Source organism: uncultured Microbacterium sp. (assembly GCF_963524805.1).
Classification (GTDB): domain Bacteria; phylum Actinomycetota; class Actinomycetes; order Actinomycetales; family Microbacteriaceae; genus Microbacterium.
In genome coordinates this window covers 20,539-43,332 of sequence record NZ_CAURGG010000010.1, presented here as the reverse complement: position 1 = coordinate 43,332, position 22,794 = coordinate 20,539, and the positions used below count along the sequence as shown (strand labels likewise).

The 22,794-nt window shown below is 69.8% G+C and carries 19 protein-coding genes and 1 riboswitch; of the genes, 12 read left to right on the top strand and 7 right to left on the bottom strand.

The window, feature by feature from the left end; translation table 11 throughout:
* Positions 1-45: 45 nt before the first annotated feature.
* Positions 46-1,869, top strand: a complete 1,824-nt coding sequence (locus RWQ91_RS15505) for an ABC transporter ATP-binding protein (RefSeq protein WP_314507867.1) — start codon at positions 46-48, stop codon at positions 1,867-1,869.
* The gene (locus tag RWQ91_RS15500) at positions 1,866-3,683 is read left to right on the top strand and encodes an ABC transporter ATP-binding protein (RefSeq protein ID WP_314507864.1); all 1,818 of its coding nucleotides are present in this window, start codon (positions 1,866-1,868) and stop codon (positions 3,681-3,683) included. The genes RWQ91_RS15505 and RWQ91_RS15500 overlap by 4 nt, the downstream gene beginning before the upstream one ends.
* Positions 3,684-3,756: 73 nt before the next feature.
* On the opposite strand, the gene RWQ91_RS15495 is transcribed toward RWQ91_RS15500, so the two are convergent.
* Complete coding sequence (locus RWQ91_RS15495; protein ID WP_314507860.1) at positions 3,757-4,209, bottom strand: GNAT family N-acetyltransferase; 453 nt, start codon at positions 4,207-4,209, stop codon at positions 3,757-3,759.
* A gap of 144 nt (positions 4,210-4,353) precedes the next feature.
* On the opposite strand from RWQ91_RS15495, the gene RWQ91_RS15490 reads away from it, so the two are divergent.
* Positions 4,354-6,573: an NADP-dependent isocitrate dehydrogenase gene (locus RWQ91_RS15490; RefSeq protein ID WP_314507858.1), complete on the top strand. Its 2,220-nt coding sequence runs from the start codon at positions 4,354-4,356 to the stop codon at positions 6,571-6,573.
* 212 nt (positions 6,574-6,785) lie between these two features.
* Here the strand turns inward: RWQ91_RS15490 and RWQ91_RS15485 are convergent, their stop codons facing one another.
* Entirely contained in the window at positions 6,786-8,261 is a 1,476-nt protein-coding gene (locus tag RWQ91_RS15485) for a L,D-transpeptidase family protein (protein ID WP_314507856.1), read from the bottom strand.
* 210 nt (positions 8,262-8,471) lie between these two features.
* On the opposite strand from RWQ91_RS15485, the gene RWQ91_RS15480 reads away from it, so the two are divergent.
* The 7 genes from RWQ91_RS15480 (at position 8,472) to RWQ91_RS15450 (ending at position 15,264) form a co-directional block, all read left to right on the top strand.
* Positions 8,472-9,671 carry an ROK family transcriptional regulator gene (locus RWQ91_RS15480; RefSeq protein WP_314507852.1) on the top strand — a complete coding sequence of 400 codons (1,200 nt, stop codon included), beginning with the start codon at positions 8,472-8,474 and terminating at the stop codon, positions 9,669-9,671.
* A gap of 80 nt (positions 9,672-9,751) precedes the next feature.
* The gene (locus tag RWQ91_RS15475) at positions 9,752-11,038 is read left to right on the top strand and encodes an extracellular solute-binding protein (protein WP_314507849.1); all 1,287 of its coding nucleotides are present in this window, start codon (positions 9,752-9,754) and stop codon (positions 11,036-11,038) included.
* Positions 11,039-11,127: 89 nt separating this feature from the next.
* Entirely contained in the window at positions 11,128-12,105 is a 978-nt protein-coding gene (locus RWQ91_RS15470; RefSeq protein WP_314507847.1) for a sugar ABC transporter permease, read from the top strand.
* A 140-nt stretch (positions 12,106-12,245) separates the two neighbouring features.
* Complete coding sequence (locus tag RWQ91_RS15465; RefSeq protein WP_399546646.1) at positions 12,246-13,073, top strand: carbohydrate ABC transporter permease; 828 nt, start codon at positions 12,246-12,248, stop codon at positions 13,071-13,073.
* A gap of 43 nt (positions 13,074-13,116) precedes the next feature.
* A complete protein-coding gene (locus tag RWQ91_RS15460) occupies positions 13,117-14,058 on the top strand; it encodes an ROK family protein (protein ID WP_314507843.1) in 942 nt (313 codons plus the stop codon).
* Positions 14,051-14,830, top strand: a complete 780-nt coding sequence (locus tag RWQ91_RS15455) for a glucosamine-6-phosphate deaminase (protein WP_314507840.1) — start codon at positions 14,051-14,053, stop codon at positions 14,828-14,830. Before RWQ91_RS15460 ends, RWQ91_RS15455 begins: the two co-directional genes overlap by 8 nt.
* Before the next feature lie 38 nt (positions 14,831-14,868).
* Positions 14,869-15,264, top strand: coding sequence for a PPOX class F420-dependent oxidoreductase (locus RWQ91_RS15450; protein ID WP_314507838.1), 396 nt, complete (start codon positions 14,869-14,871; stop codon positions 15,262-15,264).
* Positions 15,265-15,285: 21 nt separating this feature from the next.
* On the opposite strand, the gene RWQ91_RS15445 is transcribed toward RWQ91_RS15450, so the two are convergent.
* From RWQ91_RS15445 to RWQ91_RS15425, 5 genes are read right to left on the bottom strand one after another with little or no spacing between them, the layout of a single operon-like run.
* Positions 15,286-15,687, bottom strand: a complete 402-nt coding sequence (locus RWQ91_RS15445; protein WP_314507835.1) for an NUDIX domain-containing protein — start codon at positions 15,685-15,687, stop codon at positions 15,286-15,288.
* 18 nt (positions 15,688-15,705) lie between these two features.
* Positions 15,706-17,130, bottom strand: a complete 1,425-nt coding sequence (locus RWQ91_RS15440) for an FAD-binding oxidoreductase (RefSeq protein WP_399546611.1) — start codon at positions 17,128-17,130, stop codon at positions 15,706-15,708.
* Positions 17,127-17,513, bottom strand: coding sequence for a YrdB family protein (locus RWQ91_RS15435; RefSeq protein WP_314507833.1), 387 nt, complete (start codon positions 17,511-17,513; stop codon positions 17,127-17,129). Before RWQ91_RS15435 ends, RWQ91_RS15440 begins: the two co-directional genes overlap by 4 nt.
* A gap of 9 nt (positions 17,514-17,522) precedes the next feature.
* Entirely contained in the window at positions 17,523-18,692 is a 1,170-nt protein-coding gene (gene nagA, locus RWQ91_RS15430; protein ID WP_314507831.1) for an N-acetylglucosamine-6-phosphate deacetylase, read from the bottom strand.
* A complete protein-coding gene (locus RWQ91_RS15425) occupies positions 18,689-20,191 on the bottom strand; it encodes a family 20 glycosylhydrolase (protein ID WP_314507829.1) in 1,503 nt (500 codons plus the stop codon). The genes nagA and RWQ91_RS15425 overlap by 4 nt, the downstream gene beginning before the upstream one ends.
* Before the next feature lie 67 nt (positions 20,192-20,258).
* Positions 20,259-20,342, top strand: a riboswitch (ZMP/ZTP riboswitch).
* A gap of 66 nt (positions 20,343-20,408) precedes the next feature.
* On the opposite strand from RWQ91_RS15425, the gene glyA reads away from it, so the two are divergent.
* Together glyA and RWQ91_RS15415 are read left to right on the top strand one after the other, a co-directional pair.
* Positions 20,409-21,683: a serine hydroxymethyltransferase gene (glyA, locus tag RWQ91_RS15420; protein WP_314507826.1), complete on the top strand. Its 1,275-nt coding sequence runs from the start codon at positions 20,409-20,411 to the stop codon at positions 21,681-21,683.
* Positions 21,684-21,868: 185 nt separating this feature from the next.
* Entirely contained in the window at positions 21,869-22,750 is an 882-nt protein-coding gene (locus RWQ91_RS15415) for a bifunctional methylenetetrahydrofolate dehydrogenase/methenyltetrahydrofolate cyclohydrolase (protein WP_314507823.1), read from the top strand.
* Positions 22,751-22,794: the final 44 nt, after the last annotated feature.

Genomic DNA, 22,794 nt, shown 5'->3' with positions numbered 1-22,794 from the left:
CCACCCCGCGCGATCCGCTCCGCGAAACCCAATCCCACAAGGATCATGACTTCCACCCCCGCATCACACGACGGCCGCCCCTCCACCCTGAGAGCGCTCGCGCGCCTCCTCCCGTTCGCCAAGCCCGTCATCGGCCGGCTGAGCATGGGCGCCCTCAGCGCGCTCATCGCGAGCCTGCTCGCCCTGTCGATCCCGCTCGTGCTCGAAGTGCTGGTGCGCGGACCGATCGCGTCGGGCGACTTCACGCAGATCGCGTGGGGCGCGGCAGCGATCCTCGGGCTCGGACTGCTCGAGGCGCTCATGATGTGGCTGCGGCGCTGGTTCGTGCTCGCCCCCGCGACGCAGGTCGAGTTCGACCTTCGCACGGGCTTCTACTCGCGCCTGCAGCGCCTGCCGGTCTCGTTCCACGATCGGTGGCAGTCCGGTCAGCTGCTCAGCCGCATGATGCAGGACATGAGCATGCTGCGGCGCTGGCTCGCGTTCGGTCTCGTGCTGCTCGTGGTCAACATGCTCACGATCCTCGTCGGCGCCGTGCTGCTGTTCCGCTGGCACTGGCTGCTCGGCACCATTTTCCTCGTGTGCTCGCTGCCCCTCTGGTACAGCGGCTACCGGTTCGAGAAGACGTACGGTTCGCTCGCGCGTGCCAGCCAGGACCAGGCCGGCGACCTCGCCACGTCGGTCGAAGAGAGCGTGCACGGCATCCGCGTGCTCAAGGCGTTCGGACGCGGCAAGCACGCCCTCCGCAAGTTCACCGAGCAGGCCGAGACGCTGCGGCAGACCGAGCTGCGCAAGGCCGGCGCCATCGGCGTGATCTGGTTCTGGCTCGTGCTGCTGCCCGACATGGCGTACGCGCTGTGCCTCGGCGCCGGCATCTACCTCGTCCAGCTCGGCCAGCTGCAGGTCGCCGAGCTCATCGCCTTCTTCGCGATGGCGTCGGTGCTGCGCTGGCCGATGGAATCGATCGGATTCCTGTTCTCCTTCACCCTCGACGCACGCACCGCGACCGATCGCATCTTCGAGGTGCTCGACGAGAGCAACGACATCGTCGACCCCGAGCATCCCGTGACCATCGATCGGCCCCGCGGCGAGCTCGCGTTCGAAGGCGTGCACTTCCGCTATCCGGATGCCGCCGCCAGCGAGCGCGACCTGATCGACGGCATCGACCTCGTGCTGCGGCCGGGGGAGACCATGGCGCTGGTCGGACTCACCGGTTCGGGCAAGACCACCCTCACGACGCTCCCCTCGCGCCTCTACGACGTGACGGGCGGGCGCGTGACCCTCGACGGCGTCGACGTGCGCGACCTGACCCTGCACGAGCTGCGTCAGCACGTCGGCATGGCGTTCGAGGACGCGACGCTGTTCTCGCAGACGGTCCGCGACAACGTGCTGCTCGGCCGGGAGGACCTCGAGCCGGGGAGCCCCGAGGCCGAGGCTGTGATGCGCGAAGCGCTGAACGTCGCCCAGGCCGGCTTCGTCGACGACCTGCCCGACGGCGTCGACACGGTGATCGGCGAGGAGGGGCTGTCGCTCTCGGGCGGCCAGCGCCAGCGGCTCGCCCTCGCGCGCGCGGTCGCCGCGCGTCCGGCCGTGCTCGTGCTCGACGACCCGCTGTCGGCGCTCGACGTCGACACCGAGGCGCTCGTCGAAGACGCGCTGCGCGAAGTGCTGCACGCGACGACGGCTCTCGTGGTGGCTCACCGCCCCTCGACCGTCATGCTGGCCGACCGCGTCGCGCTGCTCGAGTCCGGACGCGTCACGGCTGTCGGCACGCACTCGGAGCTGCTGCGCGACAGCGACCATTACCGGCACGTCATCTCGAGCCTCGAGGACGAACAGAGCCGCATGCGCAGAAGCGAGGTGAACCTGTGACCACGTCGACCGTCGAAGGAACCAGCGGCGAAGACCGCTCCGACTACACGAAGGACGAGAGCCGCAGCATCCGTCGTCGTTCCCTGCGCCTGCTGGGATCGCTCGTCTCGCCGCTGCGCTGGCAGCTCGTGCTGGCCGGCGCCGTGCTGGTCGTCTCGACCGCCCTGCGCGTGCTGGGCCCGGCGCTGATCGCGTACGGGATCGACACGGCGCTGCCCGCCGTCATCGACCAGATGAATTGGATGCCGACGATCGGCGTCGTCGCGGTGTACCTGGCGACCGCTCTGGCCGGCGCGTGGCTGATCGGCTGGTACGTCGTGGTGGCGGCGCGGCTGACGCAGTCGGTCATGATCGACCTGCGCAAGCGCATCTTCCTGCACACGCAGCGCCTCAGCCTGGAGTTCCACGAGTCGTACACGTCGGGGCGCATCATCTCGCGGCAGACGAGCGACCTCGACACGATCCGCGAGCTGCTGGACGGCGGGCTGAACGAGCTGGTCTCCGGCATCCTGTACGGCGGGTTCACGCTGATCGCCCTCCTCCTGCTGGACTGGCAGTCCGGGGTCATCCTCGCGGTGATGGGCATCCCGCTGTACCTGCTCATGCGGTGGTTCTACCTGCGCTCGCAGGTCGTGTACCGCGAATCGCGGACGGTGAGCGCCAAGGTGATCGTCAAGTTCGTCGAGACCATGACCGGCATCCGCGCCGTCAAGGCCTTCCGCAAGGAGGTGCGCAACGACGACGAGTTCGGCAAGCTCGCCAGCGACTACCGCGACATCAACATGCGCTCGATCCGCCTCTTCGGAACGTTCGAGCCCGGGCTCATGGTGGTGGCATCGTTCACCGTCGCCCTCGTGCTGCTGTGGGGCGGCATCCGCGTCGCCGACGGCACGATCCTGATCGGAACGCTGATCGCCGCTGTGCTGTACGTGCGCAACTTCTTCGCGCCCATGCAGGAGGTGGCGTTCTTCCTGAACTCCTACCAGTCCGCGACCGCGGCGCTGGAGAAGGTGTCGGGCGTGCTGGAGGAGGAGCCGACGGTTCCCGATCCGGTCACGCCGGTCGATCTGTGGGAGGCACGCGGTCACATCCGCTTCGAGGACGTCGAGTTCGGCTACAGCAGCGGTCGAACGATCCTGCCGGACTTCTCGCTGGACATCCCGGCCGGCCAGACCATCGCGCTGGTGGGCACGACGGGCGCGGGAAAGTCGACCCTGGCCAAGCTGGTCTCGCGGTTCTACGACCCGACGCGCGGCCGCATCACGCTCGACGGCGTGGACCTGCGGAACCTGCATCCCAAGGACCTGCGTCGCGCGATCGTGATGGTCACGCAGGAGGCCTACCTGTTCAGCGGCACGGTCGCCGACAACATCGCGCTCGGCAAGCCCGATGCGACGCTCGAGGAGATCCAGGCGGCTGCGCGGGCGGTCGGAGCGGATGCCTTCATCCAGCGCCTGCCGGACGGATACGGCACCGACGTCAACAAGCGGGGCGGCCGCGTCTCGGCGGGCCAGCGGCAGCTGATCTCGTTCGCGCGCGCGTTCCTCGCCGACCCGGCGGTGCTGATCCTCGACGAGGCGACCGCGTCGCTCGACATCCCGAGCGAGCGCCAGATCCAGCAGGCGCTGCAGACGCTGCTCGCGGACCGCACGGCCATCATCATCGCGCACCGCCTGTCCACTGTCGCGATCGCCGACCGGGTGCTCGTCATGGAGCACGGCGCCATCATCGAGGACGATGCGCCCGACGCGCTGATCGGCGGCGAGGGTCGCTTCGCGCGGCTGCACGCCGCCTGGCGGGAATCGCTGGTCTGACACGCGGTGACGGATGCCGCGGCCCGCGCAGATGCGACGGGTCGCGGCATCCGTCGTCGCGGCTTGCGGCGGGCTACAGCCGGATCTCGGCGATGACCTCGCCGTACTCCGTCTCGCTCACGGGCGTGAAGCCCACGCGGGTGAAGAAGGCCTCCGGGCCGCCCTCGCCGGCCTCGTAGATGACGTCCACGTGGTCCATCCCCCGTCGGCGGGCCTCTTCGATGAGCTCCTCGACGGCGAAGCGACCGACCCCCCGGCCCTGGTCGTCGGCGTCGACGTTGATGCGCCAGAGCACCGAGCGGAAGTGCGGCTCGTGCGCCTCCGGATCGAAGTTGGCGCTCACGAAGCCGACGACCTCGTCGCCGTCGACGACGACCCGCTGCCAGGTGGTCTGCGGATTGACGACGGTCGCGGCCACGCCGTAGCTCACCGGGGCGAGGAACTGCTCCTGGCCGGGCTTGAGGCCCAGCGTGTTGACCGCGACGATCGTCGTCGCGGACAGTTCGACCAGTTTCAGCTCAGCCATGAGCACAGGCTAGTGGGAATCGGCTCCGGCGTCATCGTCCGAGTCCTTGCGTAACGCGCTGTTCACCTGAGCAAACTATCTCGATGTCAAGATACTTTCGCCGTTGCGATAGGCTGGAATCCCGACCTGAACGGAGATCTCCCGGTGACTGACTCCACCATCATCTACACCCACACCGACGAGGCTCCGGCGCTGGCGACAGCGTCGTTCCTGCCGATCGTGAAGGCGGTGACCCGCCAGGCCGGGGTGGATGTCGAGACGCGGGACATCTCGCTGGCCGGGCGCATCCTGGCCGCGTTCCCGCAGAATCTCTCGCCCGAGCAGCAGGTGGGCGACGCGCTGGCCGAGCTCGGGGGGCTGGCCACGCTGCCCGAGGCCAACATCATCAAGCTGCCGAACATCTCGGCATCCATTCCTCAGCTCAAGGGTGCGATCGCCGAGCTGCAGAGCCAGGGCTACGACATCCCGGACTACCCGGACGACGCTCAGACGCTCGAGCAGAAGGACATCCGGGCGCGCTACGACCGCATCAAGGGCTCCGCGGTGAACCCCGTGCTGCGCGAGGGCAACAGCGACCGCCGCGCACCGCTCGCGGTCAAGAACTACGCGCGCAAGCACCCGCACCGCAACAAGGCTTTTCCCGCCGGCTCGAAGACGCGCGTGGCGACGATGGGTCACGATGACTTCAAGTCGAACGAGAAGTCCTTCGTCTCGGCATCCGACGACGTCCTCACCATCCAGCACGTCGCTGCGGACGGCACGGTGACGCCGCTCAAGTCCGGGCTGAAGGTGCTGCCGGGCGAGATCATCGACGCCACGTTCCTGTCTGCCGCGGCGCTGGATGCGTTCCTCGCGCAGACGCTGAAGGATGCCGCCGCCGACGACGTGCTGTACTCGGTGCACCTGAAGGCCACGATGATGAAGGTCAGCGACCCGATCATCTTCGGTCACGTCGTGAAGGCGTACTTCGCGGACGTCTTCGACACGTACGGCGACAAGATCGCCGAGGCCGGCCTGACGCCCAATGACGGACTCGGAGCGATCCTCGCCGGTCTGCCGTCGGTCGAGGGGGGCGAGGAGATCGCCGCGGCCATCACAGCCGATCTGGCGCGCGGACCCCGCCTGTCGTACACGAACTCCGACAAGGGCCTGACCAACCTGCACGTGCCCTCGGACGTGATCGTGGACGCCTCGATGCCGGCCCTCATCCGCAACGGCGGCAAGCTGTGGGGCGTGGACGGCGGCGAGGACGACACGCTCGCCGTGATCCCCGACTCCTCCTACGCCGGCGTCTTCCAGACGGTGATCGACGACGTCAACGCGCACGGTCCGCTGGATCCCGCGACGATCGGCTCGGTGCCCAACGTCGGCCTGATGGCGCAGGCGGCGGAAGAGTATGGGAGCCACGACAAGACGTTCGAGATCGCGGCGCCCGGCGTCGTGCAGGTCGTCGATGCGCAGGGTGACGTGCTGCTCGAGCACGACGTGCGGCCGGGGGACATCTGGCGTGCCACGCAGACCAAGGACATCGCCATCCGCGACTGGGTGAAGCTCGCGGTCACTCGCGCGCGGGCGAGCGGCGCACCCGCCGTCTTCTGGCTCGATGAGGCGCGCTCCCACGACGCGGCGCTGATCGCGAAGGTGAAGACCTATATCGCTGAGCACGACACCGAGGGGCTCACGATCGAGATCCTTCCGCCGGCGGCGGCGACCCAGTACTCGCTCGATCGACTCCGCAAGGGCGAGGACACCATCTCGGTGACCGGCAACGTGCTGCGCGACTACAACACCGACCTCTTCCCGATACTCGAGGTCGGAACGAGCGCCAAGATGCTCTCCATCGTTCCGCTGCTCTCCGGCGGCGGCCTGTTCGAGACGGGCGCCGGCGGGTCTGCTCCCAAGCACGTCCAGCAGCTCGTCGCCGAGGACTACCTGCGCTGGGACTCGCTGGGGGAGTTCTTCGCCCTCGCCGCCTCGCTCGAGCACCTCGCGAACTTCACCGGCAACGTCAAGGCGCAGGTGCTGGCCGACACTCTGGATGCCGCCACCGGAACGTTCCTCGAGAACGACAAGTCCCCGGGGCGCGCGCTCGGCACGATCGACAACCGGGGAAGCCACTTCTATCTCGCGCTGTACTGGGCTCAGGAGCTCGCCGGTCAGAGCGCCGACCCCGAGCTGGCGGAGATCTTCGCGCCGATCGCGGCGGCGCTCGCGGACAAGGAGCAGGACATCGTCGGCGAACTGCTGGCGGTGCAGGGCTCTCCGGTCGAAATCGGCGGGTACTACCACCCCGATCCGCAGTTGGTCGAAGCGATCATGCGCCCCTCGCGCACCCTCAACGAGATCGTCGACGCGCTCCGCTGACGCCCCGGTATCAACGCAAGCGGGGCGGATGCTGCGGCATCCGTCCCGCTCACGCGTCAATGCTCCGGTTGTCGAGTAGCGAGCGCCAGCGAGCGTATCGAGACACGCTCGCATCCGGTCGCTTGAGGTCTCGATACGGCGCTGGCGCGCCTACTCGACCTTGAGCCGCGACCGCATCAACGCGGGCTGCGCTCGCATTGATCCGGTCCGGCTCAATAGTGCACGGACACCTCGGTGCCCATGGGCGCCCAGGTGTACACGAACGCCGCGGCGCTCACGGGCATGTTGATGCAGCCGTGGCTCATGACGTTGCCGAAGTTGTCGTGCCAGTAGGCGCCGTGCAGAGCCTCGTCGCCGTTGTAGTACATGACCCACGGCACGTCGGGCGTGAAGTAGTACGGGGCTTTGGTGAGGTCGCGGTTGCCCATGTTCTGCGTGGCGAGCTTCGCGCGGATGCGGAAGTTGCCGGTGCTGGAGGCGAACCCCTCCTTGCCGGAGGAGATGTACCAGGACTGCACGACCTGCTCGTTCTCGAACAGGTACGCCTGCTGCTGGCTGAGGTTCACCTCGATGCGTCGGAACAGGGTGGTGATCTCCGGTGCCACCTCGGTGACGGGCAGCGCGAACGCCCCGTTGCCGGTGGCCAGCTGGGTGGCGAAGTCGGATGCGACGCTGGAGGTGTCGCCCAGAGCACGACCGGAGATTCCCGCCGCTTCTTCGCGGAGAACCTCCCCGGCGGAGTCGGTGATGACTCTGCCGTCCTGCGGCGCACGATCGACCAGGGCGGCGAGGCCGTCGACCACCGGCTGGATCGCCGCGGCGTCAGCCGTGATCGCGAACGCTCCGTCGCCGGTCGGCTCGACCGCGAGCCACGACGCCACGACCGCGCGGTCGAGCGGAACGGTGCGTTCGGCGCCGACGTAGAAGCCGGCGGTATCGAGCATGCCGTTCAGCGAGGCGACGCTCGCGTCCGCCGTGACGGTCGAGGTCAGCGCGGGCACCTCGACGGGCGTGGCGTCCACCTCGACGCGCGTGTCGCCCTCGGCCAGAGCCGCCTGCAGTGCGAGGCGCACGGCTTCGACATCCACGCCGGAGCCGGGCACGTCGGGAGTCGCCACGAAGCTCGCCGTCCCCGCATCGAAGGCGATCGTCGCGTCGACAGGCTCGACGAACAGGTCGGGGGCTGCCGCGCGCAGCGCGTCGGTGGCGGCATCCGCGTCGATCTGCACGGCGGCGCTCGTGGGATCGGCGAACCAGGTCGTGATGTTCCACATGGGCCGCGCGCCGAAGGCTCGGTCGGCCAGTGCGCGGGCATCCAGCGACGCACCGAGCTCCGCGCCGGTGAGCTCGGGGTCGCCGTCGGCGCCCACGAGCACGACAGTGGTCTCGGCGAGCTGCTTCTGCACGGCGTCCGCGGCCGCACCCGGCGTCAGGCCGCCGACCGGCACGCCCGCGACGGAGGTTCCCGGCGCGATCAGCACGAGTGAGGATGCGACGAGCGCTACGGCGGCGATGCCGGCGGGGATGCCGAGCCACAGCGCGAGATGACGCTTTCGCGGTGCCGGCTGAACGGGCGCCCAGGCGAGCGGGGGAGTGGTGCCTGCGCCGTCGACGGGAGCAGTGGGGGCGTCGTGCGGGGCATCGGCGGACGCCTCGTCGGCTCCCGGCCTGGTGACCAGATCCGTCATGCGCTCACCCCCCGGTTCTCAGCACGTCGATTCCATGGTACGGGACGCATATGCCGCGTCGGGCAACGGATCGATCACGGATGCCGCAAGAAGCACGCGTCCGAGTCCGCGCCGAGGGCGCCTGGACGATATGTAACGGTTTTGTAAACACGCCGCTCAAATTCGCTCCAGCGCTTGCGTGAGGAATGTTCGTAAGGTGTACTAACAAACATGTCACCAGCGGAAGGCCGTCCCGCCTCCTCCACTCTCGAGCCGCCGCAGCCGCACGCAGCGGCCGCCGGCCGCTCGTTCGGACCCGGTCGCGCGCTGCGTCAGGGAGGCAAAGTCCTGCCCGAGCAGGCGCGCGGACACAACCGCTCGCTGCTGCTGCAGACGCTCTTCCACCAGGGCGCGATGAGCCGCGCGGATCTGTCGCGCGAGACGGGCCTGACGCGCGTCACGATCTCCGACCTGATCGCCGAGCTGATCTCCGACGGGTTCGTCGCGGAGATGGGCGTTCGCGAGGCATCCGGTCCGGGCAAGCCCGCCATCCTGGTCGACCTGGACCGCGCCGGCCACCGCATCGTCGGCATCGATCTGTCGGGAAGCGACGTGTTCATCGGGGCGGTCCTCACTCTGGACGGGGACATCGTCGCCCGTCGCGAGGTGCCCGTGGTCACGGACGGCGACGTGGTCGCCGCGGTGGTGAGCCTTGCCCGGGATCTCGTCGGCGACGCCCACGCGCCAGTGCTGGGCATCGGCGTCGGCACTCCGGGTATCGTGAACGAGGCCGGCGTCATCCTCTCGGCGCCCAACCTGCGCTGGGCGGGATTCGACCTGCAGAGCGCTCTCGAGGTCGCGCTCGGACTGCCCGTCCTCGTCGCGAACGACGCCAACGCCGCTGTGCTGGCGGAGTACACCTTCGGCGGCTCGGGCGACGACGTGCTGCTGGTCAAGGTCGGCCGCGGTGTCGGTTCGGGGCTGCTCGCCTCCGGTCAGCCCATGCGCGGCGCGCACTTCGCGGCAGGGGAGATCGGCCACGTCACTGTCGGAACCGACGGAGGGCCGGTCTGCGTCTGCGGCAAGGTCGGCTGCCTCGAAGCATGGCTCGCCGTGCCGGCGCTCACGGCGCGGCTGGCCGCGGCATCCGACGACGACACGCGTGCGGGCATCCTCCGCGATGCGGGAGAGCGGCTGGGCATCGCTCTGGCGCCGATCGTCGGCGTGCTCGATGTCTCCGAGGTCGTCCTCTCCGGCCCCCCTGAACTTCTCGACGGACCCCTCGCTCAGGCGACCGTCGAGACCCTCCGTGCACGGACGCTCGCCGAGTTCCACGACGGCGTCCGGGTGCGGATGACGGAGCAAGGCCAGGACATCGTCCTGCGCGGCGCGGCCGTCATGGTCCTCTCCGGACAACTCGGGGTGTCCTAGACCCCTCGCGTGAAACGAACGCCCCGGACAGGTCGCCCGACCAGCCGGAACCACCAAGAGAAAACACGAAGGAAGACACCATGAACAAGAAGCTCGGAGCCCTCGCGCTCGTCGGCGCTTCCGCTGTCGTGCTCGCCGGCTGCGCAGGTGGCAGCGGCAGCGCCCCCAGCGAGGCGGCGACCGGCGATCTGACGGTGTGGCTGGTCGGCGCGGACACCCCGCAGACGGCCCGCGACTACCTGAAGGAGACGTTCGAGGACGAGAACGAAGGCTGGACCCTCACCGTCGAGGAGAAGACCTGGGCCGATGTCTCGGACACCTACACGGCAGCCCTGTCCTCGAACGATTCGCCCGATGTCGTCGAGGTCGGCAACACGCAGGCGCTCGGCTTCGCCGACGCCGGGCTGTTCCTCGACATCTCCGACATCCAGGCCGACCTGGGCGGTGACGATCTGCTGTCGGGACTGGTGGATGCCGGCACCTACGACGGCGCGCTCTACGCTGCTCCGTACTACGCGGGTGGACGCATCGTCTTCTACACTCCGCAGATCGTCGGCGACACCCTGCCGACCACGCTCGACGAGTACGTCGCGCAGGGCATCGCCCTGAAGACCGACACGGTGTCGGGCATTTACGCGCCCGGCAAGGACTGGTACAACGCTCTTCCCTACGTGTGGGCCCACGGCGGCGAGATCGCCGTCCAGGACGGCGACGAGTGGGACGCGCAGTTCGCGAGCGACGACAGCATCGCGGGCCTCGAGCAGCTCCAGGACGTCTACCTGAACGCGTCGGTCGCACCCGTCGACGGCAACGAGCGTCTCGGCAACATCGACTTCTGCGCCGGCGAGGTCGGATTCCTCTCCAGCCCGGCATGGGCCGCGGGCAACATCACGGGCGACTGGCCGTGGGGCGACGAGGCGGCCGGTGAAGAGGTCTCCGAGGGATGCCCCGACACCTACGGGTCCGACCTCGCCGCATTCGCGCTTCCGGGCATGAAGGCGGGCGAGACCGCGCCGATCTTCGCGGGCGGCTCGAACGTCGCCGTCGCGACGAAGAGCGACTCGCCGGATATGGCGAAGGCAGCCCTGACGATCATGCTCTCCGAGGGCTACCAGAAGCTGCTCGCCGAGCAGGGTCTGACCCCGGGCATCAAGTCGGCAGCGCAGTACCTGCCCGACACCCCGATCGCCAAGGCGCAGGCCGAGGCCCTCGCGAACTCGAAGTTCACCCCGACCAGCCCCAACTGGGCCGAGGTCGAGGCGGCGCAGATCATTCCGGACGCGCTGGTCAAGATCGCCCAGGGCGGCGACGTCGCGGCGATCGCGGCCGAGCTCGACGCGGCGATCGAGGCGATCCTCAACAAGTAGTACACCTGGAGGGGTCCGGGTCATGTGCCTGGACCCCTCCGGCTTGCCCCGCCATCGCAGTCCTGCCCACATCTCTGAGAGGAGAGGACATGAGCGACACCGCCACCGCGGTTCGGTCGACGAAGACCGAACGCCGCGCCGCGCCCCGCCCGCCCGTCTCACGCGAGCGACAGCGTTCCCGCCGCGAAGCCCGCGGCGCCTGGACGCTGCTCGGCCCCTCGCTGATCATCCTCGGGGTGATGGTCGCCTACCCCGCCGTGCTCATGGTGATCCAGTCCTTCACCGACTACACCGTGAAGAACAAGGTCCTGGGCACGCCGCCGAACTTCGTGTGGTTCGAGAACTACATCGCCCTGTTCTCCGAGTCCGACTTCCCCGCGGTGCTCATGCGCAGCCTCGGTCTCATGGTGGTGCTCACCGCCCTGAACATGCTTCTCGGCATCCTGGTCGCCGTCCTGATGACGCGCCTGAGCCGCGCCTGGCGCATCGTCGTATCGGTCGGGCTGCTCCTGGCCTGGGCGATGCCGCCGCTGACGGCGACCGTCGTGTGGGGCTGGATCTTCGACACCCAGTACGGCGTGGTCAACTGGGCGCTGAACACGATGACCGGCACGAGCGACTGGACGAACCACTCCTGGCTGCTCAACCCCTGGTCGTTCTTCTTCGTGCTCACGATCATCATCGTCTGGCAGTCCGTGCCCTTCGTCGCGTTCACCACGTACGCCGCGCTCGGCCAGGTGCCCGGCGAAGTCCTCGAGGCGGCATCGCTCGACGGTGCGACCGGCCTGAAGCGCTTCGGCCTGATCGTCTTCCCGTACCTGCGGAGCGTGCTGACCGTGGTCCTGGTCCTGCAGATCATCTGGAACCTGCGCATCTTCACGCAGGTGTACGCCCTGCAGAGCCGCGGAGGCATCGCCGCCGAGACGAACGTGCTGGGGACCTATCTGTTCCGGCAGGGGATCGGCGAGTTCGGCACGACCGCCGCCATCGGCGTGGTCATGGTCGTGCTCCTCCTCACGCTGTCGTGGGGCTACGTCCGCAGCACGCTCAAGGAGGAGGAGCTGTGAGCACTCAGATCAACGCCGGCGTCCAGCTCGGCACCATCGGCGTCGAGGAGGTCCTGGGCGAGGGCGGCGAGCCCCACGCTCCGAAGCGGCGGTCGATCGAGGCCCGCCGGCCCTCCGGCAAGCGGGTCGCCACCCGCACGATGCTCAACGTCGCCGCGGCGCTCGTCTTCGTGATGTCGGTGTTCCCGGTGTACTGGATGGTGAACATGTCGTTCACCCCGAACGACCAGATCATCAGCCGTGACCCCAGCTTCTTCCCCTGGTCCTTCACGATCCAGAACTACCTCACGGCCTGGACGCGCGAGGCGGCGCAGGGCCAGACCGACTTCCCGCACGCCCTCGCCACCTCGATCACCGTGACGCTCGGCGTGCTCATCGCGACGCTGCTGTTCGCCTTCCTCGCCTCGATCGCCGTCGCGCGCTTCCACTTCCGAGGCCGCCGCGTCTTCATCGTCTCGGTGCTGATCGTGCAGATGATCCCCGGCGAAGCGATGATGTTCACGATTTACGGGATGATCGACGACTGGCGGCTGATCAACACCCTGCTGGGTCTGGGGATCGTCTATCTCGCGAGCGTGATCCCGTTCACGATCTGGACGCTGCGCGGATTCGTCGCGGGAGTCCCCGCGGATCTCGAAGAAGCGGCCATGATCGACGGGTGCACCAAGTCGCAGGCGTTCTGGAAGGTGACCTTCCCCCTGCTCGCGCCGGGCCTGGTCGCGACCGGCATCTTCGCGTTCATCCAGTCCTGGAACGAGTTCACGATGGCGCTGCTGCTGATGAAGGGCTACAACCTGACGCTGCCGACGTGGCTGAACGCCTTCCAGTCGTCCTCGGTCTCCGGGTCGGTCAACTGGGGCGCCGTCATGGCCGGCTCCACGCTGATCGCGATCCCCGTGGTCATCTTCTTCCTGATCGTCCAGGGCCGCATGACCGGTGGACTGGTCGCCGGGGCGGTCAAGGGCTGATGTCCCTGCGCGCGCGTGCCATCCTCCGCGGGGAGGCCGGACCATGAGGATCGGGCTCGACATCGGTGGAACGAAGACGGATGCCGTCGCGGTGGACTCCGCCGGAACGATCGTGGCGCGGCTGCGCCTTCCCACCGGCTGGGGAGCAGACGCGGTGGTGCGGACGGTCCTGGAGGCGGTGCGCTCCCTCGGCGCCCAGGTTCCAGAGTTCGGCCCAATCGACTCCGTGGGCATCGGCATCCCGGGTCAGGTCGAGCCGGGGTCGGCGCGCGTCGTGCACGCGGTGAACCTCGGCGTCGAAGAGCTCGATCTCGCTGCTGCGGTCGGTCCCGCGCTCGGAGTGCCCGTGCGGGTGGAGAACGATGTGAACGCCGCGGCGTTCGGGGCGTACGCCCTGCACTTCCCCCTCTCGGTCGACGGCCAGGGATCGGGCTCGATGGCGTACCTCAACCTCGGCACCGGCATCGCCGCCGGCATCGTCGCCGACGGCGAGCTGTGGCGGGGAGCCCGCGGCACGGCCGGCGAGGTCGGCCACATCTCGATCGACCCGAACGGACCGCTGTGCCGGTGCGGCCAGCACGGATGCATCGAGGCACTGGCAGGGGGCGGGGCCATCGCGGAGCGATGGGCGCGGTCGGGCGCCCTGCCGGTACGGGACGTCTTCGACGCCGCCGAGGCGGGCGATCCGCGGGCAGGCGAGCTGCGGGCGGGCCTGGCCCGGGGTGTCGCCGCGGCCGTGCGGGTGCTGGTGCTGACGGCCGACGTCGACGCCGTCATCCTCGGCGGAGGCATCACCGCCCTCGGGTCGCGATTGATGGCCGACGTCAGCGCCGAGCTCGCCGCGAGCGCCGAAGCCTCCCCGTTCATGCGGTCGCTGCGGCTCGAACAGCGCGTCGAGCTGCTCCCCGCCGGGTCGCCCGCCGCTGCGCTCGGTGCCGCCCTGATCGGTGCGGCGCTGGATCGAGGAGCGCTGGCCCGTGGCTGAGATCGTCATCGTCGCCGATGCCGTGGCCGCCGGCGCCGTCGTCGCCGACGAGATCGCCCGGCTCGTGCGGGCGCAGCCCGACGCGGTGCTGGGCCTGGCCACCGGCTCCACCCCCGTCCCGGTGTACGAGGCACTGCCCGCCCGGTTGGCGGGCGTCGACGTGTCCCGAGTGCGAGCCTTCGCGCTGGACGAATACGTCGGACTCGACCCGGCGCACCCCGAGAGCTACCGCTCGGTCCTCGCGCGCGAGGTCGTCGAGCCGCTCGGACTGGACCCGGCGCGTGTCGAGGTGCCGAACGGCGCCCTGGAGGGCATCGAGCATGCCGGAGACGACTACGAGCGCGCGATCGCCGACGCCGGCGGAGTCGACCTGCAGATCCTCGGGATCGGCACGGACGGGCACATCGGCTTCAACGAGCCGGGTTCGTCGTTCGCGTCACTCACCCGCGTCAAGACGCTGACGGGACAGACCCGCGAGGACAACGCGCGGTTCTTCGACTCGGTCGACGACGTTCCGCGGCACTGCATCACGCAGGGTCTCGGCACGATCCTGCGCGCCCGGCACCTGGTCCTGCTCGCGTTCGGCACGGGCAAGGCGCAGGCGGTCGCCGGGGCGGTGGAGGGACCGGTCACGGCCTCGCTGCCGGCATCCGCGATCCAGCTGCACCCGCACGCGACGGTCGTGCTGGACGAGGCTGCCGCGTCCGACCTGCGCTTCGGCGAGTACTACCGCTACGCCTTCGCGAACAAGCCGGCCTGGCAGGGGCTGTAACGACCCGCCGCTCCCACGCACCGACGTAGGGTCGGAGCATGCCCCTTCCGGATGACCTCCTCGCGCTGCTGCGCGCCAAGAGCACCTGCTACATCGCGACGATCATGAAGGACGGCTCACCGCAGCTGACCCAGGTGTGGGTCGACACCGATGGCGAACACGTCATCGTCAACAGCGTCGACACGCATCTGAAGGTCCGCAACCTCCGCCGTGATCCGCGGGTCGCCGTCGCGATCAGCGACCCGGCCCGCCCCGGGGCGTTCTACCAGGTCCGCGGTCGGGCGATCAGCGTCACGAAGGAGGGCGGCGAGGACCACATCGAGCACATGGCGCAGAAGTACACCGGCCGTCCCTACCCCTGGTACGGGGGCCGGGACCAGGTGCGCGTCATCATCACGATCGAGGCCGAGAAGGTCAGCAGCACCGGCCGCTGAGCGAGCCCCCGATGCCGGCTGTCACGGCCAGGCGATCGCCAGCAGGTGATCCAGGCTCAGCGGCGCGAGTGCCATGGTGGGCACGTCCGGGGGCGTGATCCACCGCAGCTCGGCGATCTCGGCGCGCACGGCGACGGCGCCCGGCTCCGCCGTCGTGCGGAAGGCCTCGGCGACGACCCGGTGCCCGGGCTCGTTGGCCGCATCGGACTCGAACCGTCCGAGGGGCTCCAGCTCGTCCGCGGCGACCACGAGCCCGAGCTCCTCGTAAAGCTCCCGCGCCAGGGCCTCGGCGGCGCTCTCACCGGCCTCGGGCTTGCCGCCCGGCTGCATGAACACCGACGTGCCGTGCTTGCGCACCACCAGCACGCGGCCGGCGGCATCCGTGATCACGGCGGCGCTGACGAAGATCCGCCGCTCGCTCACGATGCCCTCACGCCGCCGTCATGGTGCGAACACCTTGCCCGGGTTCAGGATGCCGGCGGGGTCGAACACGCGCGTGATCTGCCGCTGCAGCTCCCACTGATCCCCGCCCAGCTCGTCCACGAGCCACCGCCGCTTCAGGACGCCGATGCCGTGCTCGCCGGTCAGGGTCCCGCCCAGGCGCAGGGCGGCGCGGAACAGATCATCGGCGGCGGCCCAGATGTGGTCGGGCACCTCGACCACGCCGCCCTCATCGGGCACGGCGTCGAAGATGAAGTTCGGGTGCAGGTTGCCGTCACCGGCGTGCGCGACGGTGGGGATGACGACGCCGTGCTCGCGCTCGACCCGGGCGATCTCGTCGAACATCGCCGGCAGTGCGCTGCGCGGCACCGACACGTCCTCGATGAGCGTCGTGCCGAGGGTCTCCATCGCCGGATGCATCGAGCGGCGGATCGCCAGCAGGCGTTCGCCCTCCTCCCGGTCGTGCGAGACGGCGACAGTGCCTCCGGAGGATCGCAGAACGTCCGCGATCCGCTCGGCCTCCTCGCCCGCCGCCGGGCCGTCGGTCTGGATCGTCAGCTGCGCGGCCCCGGCCGTCGGCGGATCCAGCTGCAGCAGAGCGTGGACGGCGGCGAGGGATGCCGCATCCATCAGCTCCATGATCGCCGGCTGCGCGCCCGAGGCGGTCACCGCCGAAGAGGCGACGGCCGCGGTGCGAACGTCGGGGAAGGTCGCCGCCAGGGTGCATACCTCTCCGGGAATGAGCCGCCGCAGCTTGAGCGTGGCACCCACCACGACGCCGAGCGTGCCCTCCGAGCCGATCACCAGCGAGGTGAGATCCAGCCCGGTGACTCCCTTGACCGTGCGATGCCCGAGCCTCAGCAGCCGGCCGTCGGCGAGCACCAGATCCACGCCGAGCACCGCGTCGCGCACGACGCCGTACTTCGCGCACAGCAGGCCGCCGGCGCCTGTGGCGATGTTGCCGCCCACGGTGGAGATCGCACGACTCGCCGGATCCGGCGCCCACCACAGACCCTGCTCGGCAAGAGCCGCGTTGAGGTCGCCGTTGAGGATGCCCGGCTCGACGACCGCGAGCAGGTCGTCCGGGCGCACCTCGACGATCCGCTGCATGCCGCGCACCGAGAGCGCGATCTCACCCGCCCCGGCGTTCGCCCCGCCCGCCAGCCCCGTCCCGGCCCCGCGCGTGACCACCGGAGTGCCGGTCGCGGTCGCGATGCGCAGTGTCTCCTGCACATCCGAGACCGATGCCGCATGGACGACCGCGAGAGGCATGCCGGATGCCGCATGCCCCGACTTGTCGGCGCGCGCATCGTGACGAGCGGCATCGGTCGTGTCGACGCGATCGCCCAGGGCCGCGCGCAGGAGGGCGACGACGTCGGCATCCTCGCTCACGGGAAGCGGAGGTGTGGTCTGCGGTCCGCTCACGCGAACCGGCGGCGCCCGGCCAGGACGCCGGCTGTCACCGCGACCGCGGCGAAGATCAGTCCGACCCAGGTGAGTCCCATGCTCCACCAGGCAACGGTCGCCGAGACGTACACGAGCAATTCGACGACCGCGCGCACGAACGGGTGCACGGCGAGCACAGCCCGCGGCGACACGAACAGCGCCCAGACGAGGATCGCCGCGACGGGCGCGCCGATGCCGACGACGATGTTCCACGGGAACGGCCAGAGCGCGAATCCCCAGATCGCCAGAGTGACGAACGCGAACATCTCGCAGACGAAGGCCAGCACGTCGATCGCGGAGAGCGGCTCTCGCGTGCCGGGCTCGAGCGGCGCTTTCGGCGTCACGCGCGGAGTATCGGACATGCGCCCATTCTACGGCCGGGCCGCGTCCGCGACTCCGGCCGTCCAGACCGATCGCACCTCGAGCTCCTCGGTCAGCAGCACCGCGTCCGCGATCGCCCCGACTGCGAGCGAGCCGAGGTCGTCCCCGCGGCCGATCGCGCGCGCCGGGGTGGCGGTGAGGGCGCGCACGGCCTCGGCCAGCGGAACGCCGGCTTGCACGGTCTGCCGCAGCGCGGCATCCTGCGTCAGCGTCGATCCGGCGATCGCGCCATCGTCCGCGAGGCGCGCGACGCCGCCCTCGACCCGCACGGCGAGCGAGCCGAGCTCGTAGTGCCCGTCGCCGCCCCCTGCCGCCGCCATCGCGTCGGTCACCAGCGCGATGCGGCCCGGAGCGGCTGCGAAGGCGACGCGGATGATCTCGGGGTGCAGGTGCACGCCGTCGGCGATGATCTCGAGGATGACGCGCGGGTCGCCCGCCGCTGCCCCCACCGGGCCCGGGTCTCGGTGGTGCAGGCCGGGCATCGCGTTGAACGCATGGGTCAGGATCGTCGCGCCGGCTGCGATGGCCTCGCGGGTCTGCTCGAGATCGGCCCCCGTGTGCCCGATCGCAGCGGCGGCACCGGCAGCGACCACCGCGCGGACGGCGTGCAGTCCTCCGGGCAGTTCCGGGGCGAGCGTCATCTGCCGGATCGTGCCGCGTCCGGCTTCGAGGAGAAGGTCCAGCGGCGCGGGCTCGGGTGCGCGCAGCAGCGCCTCCTCGTGCGCGCCCTTGTGGCCGGGGGCGAGGAACGGCCCTTCCAGGTGCGAGCCGAGGATGTCCGCATCCGTCCCGGTCAGATCTGCGACCATCGCGGCGCGCTGGGCGAGAGTCTCCACGGGCGCACTCACGAGCGAGATCACGGCGCGGGTCGTCCCGTGCGCGCGGTGCAGAGCGCGGGCGGTGCGGATCGACTCGGCCCCGTCGTCGTAGGACGCACCGCCTCCGCCGTGACCGTGGATGTCGAGGAAGCCGGGCGTGAGGACGGCGCCCGCCCCCGCCTGTTCGGTGCCGTCGATCAGCGCGTCGTGCGGCTGCGCGAACCGCCGCCAGCTCTCCCCGATGCCGGTGGCCGCGACACGCCCGCCCTCGAACCGCACCCACGCGTCCTCGACCTTGCGACCGGCATCCACCAGCCGCACGGAATGGATGCAGGTGCTCATCGTGCGGCCCAGGGGATCTCGTCCGACGCGTGGAAGCCGATGCCCAGGCCCGACCACAGCGGACCCAGTCCACCGACCCGGACGCGGAATGATTCCCAGCTGCGCAGCTCGCCCTCGGCCGGCGACCAGGCGGCTTCGGCCGCGGCGGCGATGCGCGGGAAGGCCATGAGGTCGATGTCCGCGAGTGTGCGGATCGTCTCGGTCCACAGCGGCGCCTCCACGCCCAGGATGTCCTCGTCGGTCACGCCCTCGATCACCCCGGCCGGATCCCAGGAATAGGCGCGCTCGACGCTCGTCGGACCGTTCGCCCACGTGAGCCCCAGCGGGCTGTCGTCGGCATGCTTCATGTCGAGATAGACGGCGTCGGCGGGGGAGAGGATGAGCCCGGCGTCGTTGCGCACGAACCTGCGCGCGTTCTCGTCCATGCCGTACAGCGGGACGACGAAGCCCCAGTACTGCCCGACCGTGCTCGGGTCGATGCCGGGGGCCGCACCCGCTTCGTGCCACGTGATCGGGGTCTTGCCGATGTCCGCGACGATCTGCGTCACGCGCTGCATGAAGAGCGCGAAATCCTCCGGCGAGGTGCCCAGCGCCTCATCGCCCCCGATGTGCACGTACGGTCCCGGCGTCATCGCCGCCAACTCACCCACCACGTCGGCCACGAAGTCGTACGTCGCCTCGTCGTGGATTCTCAGCGACGAGAATCCGACAGCCATGCCGGTGTAGGGCTCGCCCGCGGTCGGCGCGGCACCGCCGTGCGACTCGACGATCGCCAGCACCTCCGGCGAGGAGACGGGCGCCTCGACGATGTCGGGGTAGGCGAGTCCGACGGCGTGCGTATGACCCGGCAGATCGACCTCGGGGACGACGATCATGTGGCGGGATGCCGCGTAGTCGACGATCGCGCGGTAATCGGCCTTCGAGAAGAAGCCGCCGGCGTCACCGCCCACGGCGGAAGCGGAAGCCAGCTCGGTCAGCTTCGGACGCGAATCGAGGTGGATGCGCCACCCCTGGTCGTCGGTGAGGTGCAGGTGCAGGGCGTTGAACTTGAGCGCCGCAGCGCGATCGATGTAGCCCATGACCGTCTCGACCGGCAGGAAGTGCCGTGCGACGTCGAGCATCACGCCGCGGTAGCCGAACCGAGGTTCGTCCTCGATCCGCACGGCGGGAATCACGTAGTGCCCGCCCTCGGCCGTGACCAACTGACCCAGCGTGTGCACGCCGTAGAACAAGCCGGCCGCGTCTGCGCCGGTGATGACGATGGATGCCGCGTCCGCCACGATCCGGTAGGACTCGGGCGCGCCGCCGGGCTGGATTCGCAGATCGATCAGGAGGCCCTCTCCGCCGCACGGGGTGACGCCGGTCCGGGCCGCGATGAGCGCCGTCAGCCGGGCCGCGGCATCCACGTCTCCGACGATGCGCGTGTCCTCCTGCAGACGGAAGCCGGGGCCGCCGGATTCGCTGCAGCTGACGGGTGCGGGCACCAGCGCGAGGGTCATGTAAGGAAGCCTAACAAATAGAGGTTCCCCGCGTCAGCCGGATCGGGACGGCGGGCATCCGATATGCTCGGTGGGTCGCGACTGGCGTTGAGGTGGGTCACCACCGGGGAGCGACCGACACGGCACTCGACCGTACGCCTGGGTCGATGCGTATTTCGATGGAACCGCCCGGATCCGGGCATCCCGCACCCGAAGCCGTCGTCAGAGGAGAACGCTCATGTCCGACCCTTACTTCACCGCGCCGCTCGCGGAGGTCGACCCCGAGATCGCGCAGGTGCTCGAGCGTGAACTCGAGCGTCAGCGCGGCTACCTGGAGATGATCGCCTCCGAGAACTTCGTTCCGGTCTCGATCCTGCAGTCGCAGGGATCGGTGCTGACCAACAAGTACGCCGAGGGCTACCCGGGGCGCCGCTACTACGGCGGCTGCGAAGAGGTCGATGTCGCGGAGGAGCTGGCGATCGAGCGCGCGAAGTCGCTGTTCGGGGCGGCTTTCGCGAACGTGCAGCCGCATTCCGGAGCGACGGCGAACGCGGCGGTGCTGCACGCCATCGCGCGGCCGGGCGATACGCTGCTCGGGCTTTCGCTCGATCAGGGCGGGCATCTGACGCACGGCATGAAGATCAACTTCTCCGGCCGCCTGTTCAACATCGTCGCCTACGGCGTCGACCCCGAGACGTCGGTGATCGACATGGACGAGGTGCGCCGGCTCGCGGTCGAGCACAAGCCGAAGGTCATCATCGCCGGCTGGTCGGCATATCCGCGGCAGTTGGACTTCGCAGCCTTCCGCGCGATCGCCGATGAGGTCGGGGCGCTGCTGTGGGTGGACATGGCGCACTTCGCGGGGCTGGTCGCGGCGGGTCTGCACCCGAACCCGGTGCCGCACGCGCACGTCGTCTCCTCGACCGTGCACAAGACGATCGGCGGCCCGCGCTCGGGCTTCATCCTCACGAACGACGCCGAGATCGCCAAGAAGATCAACACCGCGGTCTTCCCCGGGCAGCAGGGCGGACCGCTCATGCACGTGATCGCCGCGAAGGCGACAGCGTTCAAGCTCGCCGCGACGCCGGAGTTCAGGGAGCGCCAGCAGCGCGTCCTGAGCGGCGCGCACATCATCGCCGAGCGGCTGTCCCAGCAGGATGTGAAGGATGCCGGCATCGCGGTGCGCTCGGGCGGCACGGACGTGCACCTCGTGCTCGTCGACCTGCGCGACGCGGCGATCGACGGCAAGCAGGCCGAGGATCTTCTGCACGAGATCCACATCACGGTCAACCGCAACGCGGTGCCCAACGACCCGCGGCCGCCGATGATCACGTCGGGTCTGCGCATCGGAACGCCCGCGCTCGCGACCCGCGGCTTCGGAGACGCCGAGTTCACCGAGGTCGCCGACGTCATCGCGCTCGCGCTGCTTCCGGATGCCGACGTCGAGGCGCTCCGCGCCCGCGTCGCCGCCCTGACCGCCGCGTTCCCCCTGTATCCCGGGCTCGAGCAGTAGCCCCCGGCTCCTGCTCCTTCCCGTGAGACTGCAACTGCAGGTCGAGACTGCGGGTGCACCCCGCAGTCTCGACCTCCGGATGCAGTCTCACGGTCAGGGGGTGGGGTTGCCGGGATTGATACCTACGGGCATAGTGATGTGAGGTCCGCGCTCGGCGCGGACCGGAACGCGATGAGGAGACGACGATGACGGCATCCACCCTCGACGGCCGCGCGGCCGCGGCGGAGATCAAGGAAGAGCTGCGCGCGCGCGTCGCCGCGCTGAGGGAGCGCGGCGTCGTCCCGGGCATCGCCACGGTGCTGGTCGGCGCCGACCCGGCCTCGCAGCTGTACGTCGGCATGAAGCACCGGCAGTCCGAGGAGATCGGGATGAACTCGATCCAGCGCGAGCTGCCCGCCGATGCGACCCAGGCCGACGTCGAGGCGCTGATCGACGAGCTCAACGCGGACCCGGCGTGCCACGGCTACATCGTCCAGCTGCCGCTGCCCAAGCACATCGACACCGACGCGATCCTCGAACGCATCGATCCGGACAAGGATGCCGACGGGCTGCATCCGACCAACCTCGGGCGCCTGGTCCTGAATGTGAACACGCCGATCACCTCACCACTGCCGTGCACGCCGCGCGGCGTGATCGAGCTCCTGGTGCGCAACGGCTACGACCTCGCCGGCAAGGACGTCGTGGTCGTCGGCCGCGGCGTCACGATCGGCCGTTCCATCGGGCTGCTGCTGACCCGCCGCGAGTACAACGCGACGGTCACCCTGACCCACACGGGCACGGTCGATCTCGGCCGCCACCTGCGACAGGCCGACGTCGTGGTGGCCGCGGCGGGGGTCAAGCACATCGTCCGCGCCGAGGACGTCAAGCCCGGCGCCGCTGTGCTCGACGTCGGAGTGACGCGCGAGACCGACCCCGAGACCGGCAAGAGCAAGGTCTACGGCGACGTGCATCCCGATGTCGCCGAGGTCGCCGGCTGGCTCTCCCCGAACCCGGGAGGCGTGGGTCCCATGACCGTCGCGCTGCTCATGACGAACGTGGTCGAGGCCGCCGAGCGCTCGATCGCCTGAGTCTGCGACAGCGAGACTGCAACGGGAGGTCGAGACAGCGGGGT